The organism is Nocardiopsis sp. M1B1, from assembly GCF_052466615.1.
In genome coordinates this window covers 1,456,173-1,470,293 of the sequence record NZ_CP196194.1, presented here as the reverse complement: position 1 = coordinate 1,470,293, position 14,121 = coordinate 1,456,173, and the positions used below count along the sequence as shown (strand labels likewise).

Genomic DNA, 14,121 nt, shown 5'->3' with positions numbered 1-14,121 from the left:
CGGACGCGGAACCGGGGACGCCGCGCTGCGCCCCGGGTTCCGCGTCCGACCGCCCCCTCCCCGTGCCCGCGGACGGCGGTTCCGGGGGCGCGTGAGCGGTCCGCTCCGAACAGACAAATTGACAACCGTTTTCATTCTTCCGACAATTGACCCATGCGAACTGGGACAACCGTGCGGGCCGCCGCCCTCGGCGCCGCGACACTTCTGACGATCACCGCCTGCGGAAGCGGCGGCGAGGGGGCGGACGACTCGGGTGTCTCACCCGCCGACGCGGACCTGACCGTGGTCACCGGCGTCTACCCCCTGGAGTGGCTGGCCGAGCGGATCGGCGGTGACCGGGTGGCGGTCGTCCAGCTCACCGAGCCCGGCACCGAGCCCCACGACCTGGAGCTGACGGGCCGACAGGTCGCCGAGGTCAGCGAGTCCGACATCGCCTTCTACGTGGAGGGCCTCCAGCCCGCCGTGGACGAGGCGATCACGCAGGAGGCCGCCGAGAGCGCGTTCAACGTCGCCGACGTCGTGGAGCTGCACCCGGCGGGGGAGGGCGGCCACGACCACGCCGAAGGCGACGGGCACGCCGAGGAGGGGCACGAGCACGGCGAGGAGGGGCACGGCCACGGCGAGGAGGGCCACGACCACGCCGAGGACGAGCACGGCCACGGCGAGGACGAAGCGCACGCGGAGGAGGAGGCCGCCGCCGAGGAGGGGCACGACCACGGCGAGTACGACCCCCACTTCTGGCTGGACGTGGACCTGATGGCCCAGACCGCCCAGGCGCTCGGCGACCGGATGGCCGAGGTCAACCCCGAGGGCGCCGACGGCTACGCCCAGGGCGTGGAGGCCGTGACCGCCGAACTGGAGGCGATCGGCCAGGAGTACGAGGAGGGGCTGTCCTCCTGCGAGCACGACGAGGTGGTCGTGGGGCACACCGCCTTCACCTACCTGACCGAGGCCTACGGCCTGGAGCAGATCGGGGTCAGCGGGGTGGACCCCGAGACCGAGCCCTCCCCCTCGCAGATCGCGGCCATCACCGACGTCGTCAACGAGCGCGGCATCGAGACGATCTTCACCGAGCCGCTGATGCCCGCGGCGACCGCCGAGACCATCGCCGCCGAGACCGGCGCCCAGGTGGAGGTGCTCGACCCGCTGGAGGGCGTCACCGAGGACTCCCCCGGCGACGACTACCCGTCGATCATGCGGGGCAACCTGGAGGCGCTGACCACCGCGCTGTCCTGCTCCTGACCCTCGCAGCGTCCCACCGCACCGGCCCCGTCGGCCCGGGCACCCGCCCCGGCCGACGGGGCCGACGCGTGTCCGCTCCCTCCCCGCACCGCTCTCCCACCGGGCGGGGTGTCCGCGCCTTCGCGAACCCGCGCACAGGAGTGTCCGCGCCTCCCGCGCACCCACGCCCCGCGGCCCGGAATGTCCGCGTGTTCTCGATCCCCTGTTCCCCTGTCAGAGGAAGCCGCGCGTCCTGACCGCCTTTGCCTCCCGACCGAAACAGCCCCCGGGACACGTGGGCGCAACACACGGGCAGGCCATGGGTTACATGGCGCTTACATACCACCAAACCCTCGGACAAGTGGCGGGGGTCACGCTATGCTTGTGAACGTGTCGGTGCCAATGCACGTGCATGTGGCAGTGCATAAGCACGGACGTTCCCCTCGACGGAAAAAAGGAGCAGCATGACCGCACACAACGGCATCCCCGCGACCCAGCTCACCGAGGCGGCCTGGCAGAAGGCCCGGCGCAGCAACTCGCAGGGTGCCTGCGTCGAGATGGCCCGCCTCGGCGACGGCTCCATCGCCGTACGCAATTCGCGGTTCCCATCCGGACCGGCACTGGTCTACACCCAGGAGGAGATCGACTGCCTCATCCTGGGCGCCAAGGACGGGGACTTCGACAACCTGCTCAGCTAGGGCCTTTCGTCCCGTCGGGCGCGTTCCGCCCCGACGCACACAGGAGGGGTTACCGCTCGGCGGTGACCCCTTCCTCGGGCACCGGCCCGATCGCCGTGCCCCGGCCGCTCCGCGACCGCGGGGCCGTCCGCGTGCGCGCACGTGCCCCGAAACCCGGAAAGGCCCGCCTCGGCGAGCCTCTCGTATCCCTGGGAGCGTGTTCGGGGTCCCCTCCTCCCGTCCCACGCCGCTGCTCAGCCGGTTTCCTTGTCCAGGTCCTCCAACATCTGCTCCAGCAGTTCCAGCGTCTCGTCCGGCGTGGCCGCGGCGACGCTGAGCCGGGTCATGGCCTTGGTGTAGGCCTCCACCACCGGCCTGCGGTCGATGATCTCGCCGTCGGTGAGCTGCTCCAGGTAGACCATGTCCGCGAGCTCGAACTCCGAGTAGCGCAGGAGCGTGAACGACCCCGCCTCGGCCGCGTGCGCGCCCACCGCGAAGGGGACGATCTGGAGCGTGATGTTGTCGTACTCCTTGCTGAGCTGGATGAGCCACTCCAGCTGACCGCGCATGATCTCGGGCCCGGCCTCCGGGCCGCCGATGGGTCTGCGGACCGCCGCCTCGTCGAGGATCACCCACATGCGCATGCTCGTGTCGGTGCGCAGGCGCCGCTGTCTCTTGAGTCTGGCGTCGACGCGCTGCTCGGTGACCTCGTCGGTCTCCACGCCGCCGGAGATGACCGCCCGCGCGTACTCCTCGGTCTGGAGCAGCCCAGGGACGAACTGGGACTCGTAGATGCGGATGTGGTCGGCGGCCTCCTCGAAGCCGACGTAGCGGATGAACCACTTGTGCAGTGACTCCCCGTACTCCTTCCACCAACCGGGCTTGTTGGATTCGCGCGCGACTTCGAGGATTTCCTTGATCCTCTTGCGGTCGGAGACCCCGTACATCTTGAGGAGGTCCTCGATATCGCGCAGCTTGAAACCGACCCGGCCGAGTTCCATACGGCTGATCTTCGACGCCGATGCCCGAATCTTGTTCCCGGCGTCCTCTCGGCTGATACCACGCGCTTCGCGAAGCTGGCGCAGCTCGTGCCCGATCAGCATGCGGCGCACAGTGGGGCCGCTCCCCTGGCGCAATCGAGCGATATCCACGTTCGCCGCCTCTCCCTCATTCCTCGCACAAGGGTATCCGTGTGAAGGGACACCTTTGCCGTGCGGACAAGACACTACAGGTACACGATAGAACGATAGAGCAGTGGTGCCTTCGCCTCGCTGGCGGATCCCCCGGCACCTCCGGGGAGGGCCCCGCCGCCGGGAGTGATCCGGCGCGGCGCCCGGCGGGAACCCCGGGACTCACACGAATTGCGCCCAAACGAACTTTCCACCGGGCGGCGTGGGAATCACACCCCACTCTCGCGCGAAAGCACTCACCAGGGCAAGCCCCCGACCGCCCTCCAGGTCGAGATCGGTTTCCCTTCTCTCCGGCAGCCGGTCTCCGCCGTCACGAACCGCACAGATGAATTCACTGCCGCTGCGCATGAGCGAGAGCTGAATACCGCCCTCGCTCTGCCCTGTCAAGGGCAGAGGGCCACCGTGCCGGAGCGCATTGGTGACCAATTCCGAAACGACCACCGCGACATCGCTGGACAAGTAGTGCATCTCCCATTCGTGGAGAAGCGCCTCGGAAATCTCGCGCGCGGCCCCCACCGAGTGGGGGCGCGGCTCGAAGCTCCACGTGACGGCGTCGTGCCGGTCTCCGCAGACGGGGGTGTTCCAGCGGCGGGAACCGTGCGTCAGGACCCTGAGCCACCAGCCACCGGCCGGGTCGGCCACCGCCTCAGCGCACTCCATGCCTTCCACTCCTCCCTGACGCACCGCTGTGTGGGCGTCGGTGACACGGCCGGGGCGGGCCGTGTCGGCGTGCAGGTCGGGCGCGTGCTGCTGCACGACTCGAATGCACGTGCATCTTCGTCTTGCAGGCAATCGTAGGCCAAGCCCCGACGATGTGCAGGCAAACGGGGAGACGACTTCGGCCGACCCGTGACGCGGGTCGTCGCGAATCCGCCCACCCGCGGGCGGACCGGTCCCGGACGCACCCCGTCCACCTACCGACCGGTTGGCATGTGGATAGGATCTCCTCGCGCCCACCACGCGAACTCTTGGAGGTAATCCCATGTCACCAACGCCCCGTGTGGCCATCGTGACTGGTGCGGCCCGTGGGATCGGTGCCGCCGTCGCTGAGCGCCTGGCGCGCGAGGGCCGGTCCGTCGCCGTGCTGGACCTGAGGGAGTCCGACGCCCAGGAGGTCGTCGACCGCGTCACCGCCGCGGGCGGCACCGCCCTCGCCGTGGGCTGCGACGTGTCCGACCCCGACCAGGTGACCGCCGCCGTCGACACCGTGGCCGAGCGCCTGGGTCCGCCCGCGATCCTGGTGAACAACGCGGGCGTCCTGCGCGACAACCTGCTGTTCAAGATGTCCGTGGAGGACTGGGACACCGTGATGAACGTGCACCTGCGGGGCTCGTTCCTGATGAGCAGGGCCGCCCAGGCCCACATGACCTCCGGCGGCTGGGGCCGGATCGTCAACCTGTCCAGCTCCTCCGCGCTGGGCAACCGGGGCCAGGCCAACTACTCGGCGGCCAAGGCCGGACTCCAGGGGTTCACCAAGACCCTGGCGATCGAGCTGGGCAAGTTCGGCGTGACCTGCAACGCGGTCGCGCCTGGCTTCATCGAGACCGCCATGACCAGGGCGACCGCGGAGCGCATCGGCGTCAAGTACGAGGACATGAAGGCCTTCAAGGAGGCCGAGATCCCGGTGCGCCGGGTGGGCGTGCCCGAGGACATCGCCAACGCCGTCGCCTTCCTCACCGGTGAGGAGGCCGGGTTCGTGTCGGGCCAGGTCCTCTACGTCGCCGGCGGCCCGCTGGACTAGCCCGCGACCCCGTGCGCCCCGTCCGGAGCCCTCCGGGCGGGGCGCGCGTGTGCGCGGGCCAGGGTCCGGGGCGGTCACCCGTCCGGGTCCCCGGCCGCGCGGGCCTCCTCCATCGCCGCCGTGACCGTGGTCGCCAGTTCCTCCACCAGGGCGACGCCGGTGGTGTAGTCGGGGCTGCCGTCGGTCAGGACCGCGATCAGGTACTCGCGGCCGGGTCCGGCAACGTAGCCGACGCTGTTGACGTTCCACAGGCCGCCGTTGGCCTCGCGCGGGGTCCACCCGTTCTTGAGGCCGACGGTGTCGTCGGGGCCGGCGCTGGCCGAGACCCCCCAGGACTGCTCGGCGGCGACGGACTCCATCAGCCCGCGCGCGTAGGCCCGGTCCTCCTCCGCCAGCGGGCTCCCGTCGCAGTACAGGGCCCGCAGCAGCCGCACCTGGTCGGCGGCGGTGGTCATGGTGGCGCCCCACCTGCCGCCGGGGTGGGGGTCGGTGTTGGTGAAGCCCAGGGTCTCGGCGCCCTCGGCGAAGCCGTCGGTGAACCCGATCCGCGAGTACAGGCCGTCGGTGACCTCGTTGTCGCTGTGGCGGATCATGGCCGAGACCTGCGAGCGCTCGGCCCCGGTGAGGTCGCGGCCCTCCTCCTCGGCGCGCAGCAGCAGCATGGTGAGGATGGTCAGCTTGGCCACGCTCGCGGTGGGGAATTGCCGGTTGGCGCCGTGGCTGAAGGTGGCCCCGGTGCGCAGGTCCTGCACGGCGACCGCGAAGTCGGCCGGGTGCTCCTCCCCGATCGCCTCAACGCGCGCGGTGAGTTCCCCGCGCTGGGCGGGGGTGAGCCCCTGCCCTCCGGTGGCGGGCGCGCCGACGGGCGCGAAGGGCACCAGGGGGAACGCGTCCTCGGAGACCGGGGACCGGAACAGCGCGGGGTCCGGGCGGGGCGGCGCGGCCCCGGAGGCCGAGGTGGCGCCGGGCAGGGTGAAGGCCATGATCACCGCGAGGACGGCCGCCACGACGACGACGGACCGGGCTCGGGTGTCGGCGGGGGGATGCCGGGGCACGCTATCACCGGTTCGCTGACACGCGGGTGGGCTGGGATACCGCCATTATCCAGTGAAATGTCGCGAATACGAACATCTCGATACCGAATCGGTACCCGGTCCCCTCTTTTCGTCCGTCCCGGCGGGCGAATCCTCAGCGGCGGGTGTCCTCGTCGATACCGCGGGCCACCAGGGCCTCCCCCGTCGCGTCGGCCATCCGCAGCAGCTGGACGATGACCGGGACCACGAGCAGGTGGGGACGGCCAGACAGGCCCCGCGCGCGGTAGGCCTCGCGCGCGGCCTGCCAGGCGGAGGCGGCCATCGGGATGGAGCGGACGGTGAGCGCCAGGACGAGGGCGACGCGGTCGGGGTTGGCGCCGACGTGCCTGAGCGGGCGGGCCATGCGCTCGAAGAGGTCGAGCATCGCGCGCACGCGGGTGGTGAGCGTGACGAGGTTGGCGAGCAGGACGAGCGCGGCCAGCTGCGCGCACAGGCGCAGGGCCGTCTGCCAGTCCGCGAACAGGACCTGGAACAGGCCGATGGCCAGCAGGAACGGCGACAGCGCGCGCAGCGCGGACCAGGCCCGCCCCAGCGGGAGACCGGCCAGCGGGTGCAGCGCGAGCGCGGCGGCCAGGGCGCCGACGGCGACCCGGGGGTCGGCCCAGACGACGAGGCCGACACCGGCCAGCAGCAGTGCGAGGAGCTTGGCCCCGGCCGGGATCCGGTACAGGAACCCGGTACCGGGGACGTAGAGGCCGACCGTGCTCACCGCTCGTCCATGAGCTTGGTGTAGTGGCGCACGGCGTCGCCGGGAACGCCGTCGAAGACCACCCGCCCCGCGTCCATGACCAGCACCCGGTCGAAGCCGTCGAGCAGGTCGAGGTCGTGGGTGAACAGGACGACCTGCTGCTCCAGGCCGTCCAGGGTCCTGTGCACCGCGCGGGTGTTGCGCAGGTCGAGCAGGGTGGTGGGCTCGTCGCAGACCAGCACCTCGGGCTCGGTGACCAGTACCGAGGCCAGGGCCAGGAGCTGCTTCTGCCCTCCCGAGAGCAGGTGGCCGGGGTGGTCGCGGTGACCGTCGAGGCCGTAGCGGACCAGAGCCGACTCCACCCGGCGGGCGGTCTCCTCGCGGCCCAGCTTCAGGGAGCGCAGGCCGATCTCCACGTCCTCGGCCACGGTGGGCATGATGATCTGGTTGGCGGCGTCGGAGAAGACGAAGCCGACCCGGCGCCGGATCCGCTTGGCGTGGCGCCGGGTGTCCCACTCCCCCAGCGTCACACGGCCCTCGTCGGGAACGACGAGGCCGTTGAGGGTGCGGGCGAGCGTGGACTTGCCCGATCCGTTCGCCCCGATCACGCCGATGCGGTGTTCGGCGAGGTCGAGGGTGACGTCGCGCAGCACGGCGCGGTCGTCGTAGGAGTGGGAGACGCCCTCCAGGCGCAGCATCAGGATTCCCCGCGGCCGGTGGCGGTCTCCAGGACGGGGCGGCCGGCGGGCGGGATCGGGTAGGCGCGGTAGACGGCGCTGGCGATGAGCGCGGTGACCACGGCCTTGACCAGGTCACCCGGCAGGAAGGCCACCATGGAGTAGGCGGCGGCCAGGACCCCGTCGCCCATGACGACGGCCATCCAGGGGACGCCGATGGCGTAGATGACGAGGATGCCGCCGACGACGTTGATCCCCAGGCCCGCCCAGAACCGGTAGCGTCCCCGGGTGCCGCGGACCATGAGGTCGGTGAGCAGGCCGATGACCAGTGCGGCGAAGACCCAGCTGACGATGAACCCGGCCGAGGGCCGGGCCAGGACCCCGACGCCGCCCATGCCGCCCGCGAAGAGCGGGAGTCCGGCCAGACCGAGCACGATGAAGGCCGCCACGGCGAGGGGGCCGCGCTTCCAGCCCAGGAGGCTGGGGGCGAGCATGACGCCCAGGGTCTGGAGGGTGATGGGCACCGGCGAGAACGGCAGCGGGATGGCGACCGTGACGCTGAGGGCGGCGATGAGCCCGGCGAACACGGCGATGAGCGCGAGGTCGCGGGCGGTCAGACCCCTGTGACGGATGTCGGTCCTGGTCGTGGGCATGGGCGTTTCCCTCGGGAGGTCGTGGAGGCGGATCTTTGCCCATTGTCCGTTATGGCGGTGACCAGGACGAAGGCCGGGGCGCACAGTTCTGCGGGCCCCGGCCTTGTAGGGGGTCGCCTGAGACGCGTGTCACAGGGCGGGGCTCCCCCGCCCCGCGGACCCGCGCGGCCTCCCCGGAGGGGTCGGGCCCGGGCGACCGGTGTCCCCGGTCGTCCGGTGTCCCCTACCGGTAGCCCGGGGCCGGGTCGGGACCGGGCTCCGGGTCGGGGCCAGGCGTCGGGTCCGGGTCAGGTCCGGGCTCCGGGTCGGGGTCGGGACCGGGCGTGGGGTCCGGACCGGGGTCGGGATCGGGACCGGGCGTCGGGTCCGGGTCGGGGCCAGGCGTGGGATCCGGGTCGGGCGTCGGGTCGGGGTCAGGCGTGGGGTCCGGGTCCGGCGTCGGGTCCGGGTCGGGCGTGGGATCGGGGTCCGGCGACGGACCGGCGTCACACGTGGTCAGCTCGGCGTCGAACGGGTGGTAGTGCAGTTCGAAGGGCCGGATGACGCGTGTGTCGCGCTGGCTCTCACGCGGGCCGCCCACGTCCTGGGTGAACTCGCGGGCGACCACCGTTCCCTCGATGTTGGCCGAGGAGTAGTGGTTGACCGCGGCGTTCGGGGCGTAGACGGTGCCCTCGATGGTGTCGGTGCCCACGGGGATGGTGACCGTCCGGGCGTCGGAGAAGTTCCACAGGGTGTAGGGGGCCGTGGAGGAGCTCAACCCGGCACCGGTGGGGCCCTCCCACGTGAAGTCGCCGCCGACGCCCGAGGTGTCGACGTTGATGATCAGCGGGGTGTCCTGGCTGGGCTGGTCGTCGAAGGTCAGCTGGGAGAGCGAGTTCAGTTCCTCGGCGGTGATGTTGAGGACGTTCTGCTCTCCGGGCGTGAGGCTGACGTGCAGGTCCGCCCCCTCGGGGATGGCGTCCGGGTCGATCGGGTCGCCGTTGGGGGTGGTCAGCGTGGCCGTGGTGGAGCAGAGCGCGAACCCGGACGAGTAGGAGCGGAAGGCGGAGAAGGCCTCCTCGAAGTCGATCAGGTCCGGGTGCGGTCCCACCGAGTCGGCGGGCTGCATGGTGCTGAGCTGGACCCGCGGATAGCCCTCGTAACCGGCGCCCTGGGGGACGATCCGGGTGTTGGCCGAGGCGTTGTTGAGGTCGGTGGTGAAGACTTCGGCGTCGTCGAGGTCGCCGATCTTGACGTAGGCGCCCGTGGGGATGCTGAGCACGCCCTGCGGATCGCTGTCGTCGAAGTCCACCTCACCCTGGACCAGCAGCGCCACGGGGTTGCTCTCCCCCGTGTCGGTGAAGGTGCCGTCGTTGTGGATGCGCACCCGGTAGTCGCGGCCGAAGGACAGGTCGCCGCCGACCGCGATCGGGCCCTCGGACTCGGTTCCGGCCAGGTAGGTGTCGCCCTCGGAGATGGCGTTGAAGCCGAGCGCGGGGGCGACGGGGTTGACCGTGACCGCCGCGGCGGCGGGGGCCGGGCCCCACCAGCCCCGGAACCCCGGCGCGGCCGACATCGTGCCCGCGGCCAGGGCCAGGGTGGCGGCCGTGACCAGGAAGGTCCGGCCCGCTCCCCTGACGGCCGACCGACGTGCATGCTGTGCGTTATCAATCATGCACACATTGTGACTATGCCATGACCCGGAAATGGGAAGGCACGACGGGGGCGAGGGGAAAACGTCAGCGGTTCCCCATCAGCGGGTACAGGGCCGGTCCGTTCCGAGAGTCGTACCCACGCAGAACCGCAGCCGCTCGGCTCGGCGCGGTGTGCGGCTCGCCGTCCCGGAGAAGTCGACGCAAGGGTCTAGCCTGGTGGGCGTGCCCGCGACCCTGACCGACCGAGTCCCCGACCAGCTCGTCCTCGACGAACTGACCTTCCGGGTCCGCCCGTCGTCGCGGCGCAGGACCGTGGGTATCACCGTGGACCGGGACGGAACGCTGCTGCTGCACGTCCCTGAGGACATCGCCTGGGAGCGGGTCGAGAGCTGGGCTCGGCGCAAGCGCGGCTGGGTGCGCGACAAGCTCGCCGACAAGGACGTGCTGCTCTCCCGCCAGCCGCCGCGCGAGTTCGTTTCCGGCGAGGGGTTCGACTACCTGGGGCGGCGTTATCGCCTCAAGGTCACCGACGAGGTCGAGCGCGTCCACTTCAACGGCGGCCGCATCCGCATGCACCCGGCCGTGGCCTACGGCCCGGACCCGGCGGCGGCCATGGCCGCCTGGTACCGGGAGCGGGCGAAGCTGTGGCTGCCGTCCCGGTTGCGTCCCTGGCGGGCGCGGATGGCGCTGCACCCGGCCGGAGTACACGTGCGCGACCTCGGCCACCGCTGGGGTTCGCTCGGTGCGGGCGGCAGACTGAACCTGCACTGGGCGATCATGCAGCTGCCGCCCCCCGTCGTCGACTACGTCCTGGCACACGAACTCGCCCACGTGGCGGTGCGGGACCACTCCCCCGGGTTCTGGGACCTGGTGCGTACCGCCGTGCCCGACCACGAACGCCGTCGGGAGCGGCTCGCGTTCCTGGGCGGGCAGGTGTGGCTGGGCTGAGGGTCACCTCCCCATACGGAACTCGGCGAGTCTGACCAGTTGCGGCGCCAGTGTCTTGGCCCCGGACAGGCCGAAGACCGGGCCACCGTCTCCCCTGGCGCGGAAGAGGCGCATCGCGACCTCCTTGCCGAGCTTCTCGGAGCGCGAGGCGTTGTAGCCCTCCCGGTGCAGCTCGGTCCGCATCAGGTCGATGATCTCGACGGTGAGCTCGCACAGCATTACGCGCAGCTCCTCCTCCAGCTCCGACTCGCCTTCCAGCTGTCCCTTGATCAGCTCGTAGAAGGGCCTCTGGTCGGGGGTCAGCCCGGTGTCGTCGTCTCCCCGACGTCCGGTGAGGACCTCCGCCCTGAGTTGGCTCAGGCCGCGCACCATCTCGTCCCAGTTTCCGTCCATGGCGGAGATGATGTGCTCCAGGCGCTCGGCGAAGCCGCCGTAGAGCTCGGGGTCCAGGTCGAGGTTCTCGCTGATGTGGTGGCGCAGCGCGTGTTCCATCTCCGAGGCCCTGGCCCGGTCGCTGGTCAGGGCGTCCACCCTGGCGTCGAAGTCCACGTCGGTGATGGCCACGGGCGCGATCCGGCCGCGCACGTCGTGGACGTGCACGTGCTGGTCGATGAGCTCGCGGACCTTGCCGCCGTAGAGAGAGGGGTCGAAGCCCCCGCCCTCCCGGTAGCGGGCGCGGGCCAGGGCGTCGACGGTGCCGAAGTCCCTGGCGTCGGGGACGAACTCCAGTGCCTCGGGCCGGGGCAGCACCGTCTCCATGCTGCGGTTGAAGGCCTTGAGCGCGGTGCGGAACTCGTGGCGCACGCCGTCGTCGGCCAGGAGCTGGACGCACTCCTCCCGGGCCTCGTCGGTGTCGAACCGGTCCAGGCCCCGGCCGGTGAACACCCGGCGGACCCGTTCGCGACGGTCGCGCAGCAGCGGCACCTCGTCGCGGATGCTGGACAGGGCGCCCTCGATGTCCTCGGCGGCGTAGGCCTTGAGGGCCTCGGACAGGTGTCGGGAGACGCCGTAGTAGTCGATGACGTAGCCCACGCCCTTGCCGGAGGCGGTGCGGTTGACGCGGGCGATGGCCTGGAGGAGCTCGGCCTGCTTCAGGTGCCGGTCCAGGTACAGGATCTGCTCGTTGGGAGCGTCGAAGCCGGTGAGCAGCATCGCGTTGACCGTGAGGAAGGCGAGCGTGCTGGTCTCGTCGGCCGGTGCGCCCTCCGCCACGGGCAGGGGCTTCTTGAACTCCTCGATGCGCTGGTCCTGCGCGGACGGGCGAGTCCACCCGCGCCAGTCGGCGCTGTCGTTGTGGCTGGCGGAGATGACGGCGGCGGCGTCCAGACGGGCGACGAGGTCGCGGTGGGGCCGGGCGCGCACGAGGCGGGCGGTGCGGGGGGCGCGCGTGCCCCGGACCAGGTCGGTCTGCGCGGCCTCGACGGCCTCGGGCGTGCGCAGGTCCCCGGGGAGCCGGTCGAGCTCGGCGACGAAGGCGTCGCGGGCGCTGAGCAGGGCGGCCTGGTAGCGGACGGCGGCCCGGCGGGACACGGCCACGACCTGGGCCTTGAACCCGTTGGGCAGGATGGTGTCCACGTAGTGGGCGAACATGTCGGCGGCCTTGGCGCTGATCAGCTCCTCGGCCTCCAGGACGGCGTTCTTGGTGCCGTAGCGCTTCTTGAGCTCCTCGCGCTGTTCGGGGGTGAGGTCGACCATGTCGGTGAACAGGCCGTCCAGGCCCTCGCCGTCGCGCACGTGGGCGCGCGCGGTGCGGCCCTCGTAGACGATCGGGACGGTGGCGCCGTCCTCCTCGGACTGCCTGATGGTGTAGGAGTCGATGAACTGACCGAAGATGCGGCCGGTGAAGCGCTCCTTGTCGCCCATGATGATGGGCGTGCCGGTGAAGCCGACCCTCACCGCGTTGGGCAGCGCGGCCATGAGGTTGGCGTGCAGCTTCGAGGTGTGGGAGCGGTGGGCCTCGTCCACGAGGATGAGGATCTCCGGGGAGTCGTCCAGGACGCCGAGGGTGGGCACGTGTGCCTCCTTGCGCTTCCCGGTCTCCGCCTCCTCGGTCTCTTCGGTCTCCCACGGGTCGGCCTGGTCGGCATCACTGGTCTCGCCGGTCTTCTCCGTCTCAGCGGACGCGATGGACTCGGTAGGCCCAGTGGACTCAGGAGGCTCGGTGGCCTTGCTGGTGGAACCCGCAGAACCGGTGGGAGCGTCCGACTCACCCCGGTACTTGTGGATCATGGCGAAGTACAGGCCCTTACCCCGGATGGCGAGGGTGGGCGCGAGCTCCTCCACCTTCGCGATGGTCTCGCCGCTCTCGCCGGTCAGGGCCATGGTTCTGGACAGCTGGGTCTGGAGCTGGGTGCGGTCGGTGACGACCACGACCTTGAAGCCGACCAGGCCGGGCTCGGAGCGCATCGCGCGCACCAGGAAGACCATCGTCAGGCTCTTGCCCGACCCCTGCGTGTGCCAGACGATGCCGCCCCGGCGGTCGAACTCGCCGTCCTGGAGCCGGGTGGGCTCGGTGAGCATGCGGTGGACGGAGCGGCGCACCGCCCGGTACTGCTGGTAGCGGGCGACGACCTTGACCATCCGGCCGCCGGTGTCCATGAACAGGGTGAAGTGGCGGACCAGGTCCAGCAGGATCGACGGGCGCAGCATCCCGGCGGCGAGCCGCTGCTGGCCGTTGACCTGGTCGGGGTCGGACAACCCCAGCTCGGCGGCGACCTCCTCGGGGGTGCGGGGCTCGGTGGTCTTCCACTCGGCGAAGTGCTCGGGTCCGGCGGTGAACCCGGCGGCGCGGGCGTTGGTGCCGCAGGCGGCCACGACGAACTGGTTGGTGTGGAACAGGCGCGCGTTGCCCTCGGGGATGCTCACTTCCGAGCGCTGGCCCGCGTAGCGGCGCAGCTGGTCGATGGCCTGGGCCATGGGTTCGTGGACGTCGGGGCTCTTGGCCTCGATGACCACGAGGGGGATGCCGTTGACGAACAGGACGAGGTCGGGAACGATCCGGCCGCGCCGGTCGGCGCCGGGCCCGTCGACAACGAACTGGCGCACGGCGTGGAAGTCGTTGCGCTCGGGGTTGTCGAAGTCGATGTAGCGCACGCTCTGGCGGCGCCCGCCCTGCCAGCCCTCGACGCCGTCCACCTCGGTGCCGGTGAGCAGGAGGGCGGTGAGTTCCTCGTTGATCTCGATGAGGGTGCGGCTGCGGGGGCGGGTGAGGGCGCTGACGGCCTGGTCAAGGCGGCTTTCGTCGAGCCACTCGCGGCCCTGGTCGTCGGTATTGATGCGGCGTAGAGCGGCCTTGAGGGTGTCCTCCAGGATCACGTCCCGGCGTGAGGTGCGTTCCTCTCCGTCCGCCAGTTGGCGCGGGGTCCAACCCATGGCGGTGAGCTGGTCGAGAAGGGGCTTCTCGGTCAGCTCCCACTCGGGCCCGGTGGGGGCCGCGGGACTCGCGCCGTGGGGGGTGGCATCGGCGGGGGAACCGGAGGGGTGGGGGGAACGGCCCTCGGGAGCGCTCATGGGCACCTTTCATGGCTGGTGTCAGTCAGAGCGGGCGACTTGTCTGTGTCGTCCCGATTCTGCCATCAGCCAGTGTCAGACGCCGGTG

Annotated in this window: 12 protein-coding genes; 4 read left to right on the top strand and 8 right to left on the bottom strand. The window is 71.1% G+C overall.

Annotated elements, in window-relative coordinates:
- Positions 1 to 153: 153 nt before the first annotated feature.
- Together ACSTA4_RS06545 and ACSTA4_RS06540 are read left to right on the top strand one after the other, a co-directional pair.
- Positions 154 to 1,242, top strand: a complete 1,089-nt coding sequence (locus ACSTA4_RS06545) for a metal ABC transporter substrate-binding protein (RefSeq protein WP_444962781.1) — start codon at positions 154 to 156, stop codon at positions 1,240 to 1,242.
- Between the two features lie 443 nt (positions 1,243 to 1,685).
- Positions 1,686 to 1,919: a DUF397 domain-containing protein gene (locus ACSTA4_RS06540; protein ID WP_013151575.1), complete on the top strand. Its 234-nt coding sequence runs from the start codon at positions 1,686 to 1,688 to the stop codon at positions 1,917 to 1,919.
- A 233-nt stretch (positions 1,920 to 2,152) separates the two neighbouring features.
- On the opposite strand, the gene ACSTA4_RS06535 is transcribed toward ACSTA4_RS06540, so the two are convergent.
- Together ACSTA4_RS06535 and ACSTA4_RS06530 are read right to left on the bottom strand one after the other, a co-directional pair.
- Positions 2,153 to 3,001: a helix-turn-helix domain-containing protein gene (locus ACSTA4_RS06535; RefSeq protein WP_444962780.1), complete on the bottom strand. Its 849-nt coding sequence runs from the start codon at positions 2,999 to 3,001 to the stop codon at positions 2,153 to 2,155.
- 249 nt (positions 3,002 to 3,250) lie between these two features.
- Complete coding sequence (locus tag ACSTA4_RS06530) at positions 3,251 to 3,748, bottom strand: ATP-binding protein (RefSeq protein ID WP_013151573.1); 498 nt, start codon at positions 3,746 to 3,748, stop codon at positions 3,251 to 3,253.
- A gap of 340 nt (positions 3,749 to 4,088) precedes the next feature.
- Here ACSTA4_RS06530 and fabG point away from each other — a divergent pair, with 340 nt between their 5' ends.
- On the top strand, positions 4,089 to 4,829 hold the full coding sequence (gene fabG, locus ACSTA4_RS06525) for a 3-oxoacyl-ACP reductase FabG (RefSeq protein ID WP_444962779.1): 741 nt from the start codon (positions 4,089 to 4,091) through the stop codon (positions 4,827 to 4,829).
- 74 nt (positions 4,830 to 4,903) lie between these two features.
- Here fabG and ACSTA4_RS06520 read toward each other — a convergent pair whose 3' ends face one another.
- From ACSTA4_RS06520 to ACSTA4_RS06500, 5 genes are all read right to left on the bottom strand, one after another.
- A complete protein-coding gene (locus ACSTA4_RS06520) occupies positions 4,904 to 5,884 on the bottom strand; it encodes a serine hydrolase (RefSeq protein ID WP_444962778.1) in 981 nt (326 codons plus the stop codon).
- Positions 5,885 to 6,017: 133 nt separating this feature from the next.
- Entirely contained in the window at positions 6,018 to 6,632 is a 615-nt protein-coding gene (locus ACSTA4_RS06515) for a CbiQ family ECF transporter T component (protein WP_444962777.1), read from the bottom strand.
- Positions 6,629 to 7,309, bottom strand: coding sequence for an energy-coupling factor ABC transporter ATP-binding protein (locus ACSTA4_RS06510; RefSeq protein ID WP_444962776.1), 681 nt, complete (start codon positions 7,307 to 7,309; stop codon positions 6,629 to 6,631). The genes ACSTA4_RS06515 and ACSTA4_RS06510 overlap by 4 nt, the downstream gene beginning before the upstream one ends.
- Positions 7,309 to 7,941: a biotin transporter BioY gene (locus ACSTA4_RS06505; protein ID WP_444962775.1), complete on the bottom strand. Its 633-nt coding sequence runs from the start codon at positions 7,939 to 7,941 to the stop codon at positions 7,309 to 7,311. The genes ACSTA4_RS06510 and ACSTA4_RS06505 overlap by 1 nt, the downstream gene beginning before the upstream one ends.
- Positions 7,942 to 8,164: 223 nt before the next feature.
- A complete protein-coding gene (locus ACSTA4_RS06500; protein ID WP_444962774.1) occupies positions 8,165 to 9,595 on the bottom strand; it encodes a collagen-binding domain-containing protein in 1,431 nt (476 codons plus the stop codon).
- Positions 9,596 to 9,797: 202 nt separating this feature from the next.
- Here ACSTA4_RS06500 and ACSTA4_RS06495 point away from each other — a divergent pair, with 202 nt between their 5' ends.
- On the top strand, positions 9,798 to 10,523 hold the full coding sequence (locus ACSTA4_RS06495; protein WP_444962773.1) for a M48 family metallopeptidase: 726 nt from the start codon (positions 9,798 to 9,800) through the stop codon (positions 10,521 to 10,523).
- A gap of 3 nt (positions 10,524 to 10,526) precedes the next feature.
- Here the strand turns inward: ACSTA4_RS06495 and ACSTA4_RS06490 are convergent, their stop codons facing one another.
- Positions 10,527 to 14,033, bottom strand: a complete 3,507-nt coding sequence (locus ACSTA4_RS06490) for a type I restriction endonuclease subunit R (protein WP_444962772.1) — start codon at positions 14,031 to 14,033, stop codon at positions 10,527 to 10,529.
- Between the last annotated feature and the right edge of the window lie 88 nt (positions 14,034 to 14,121).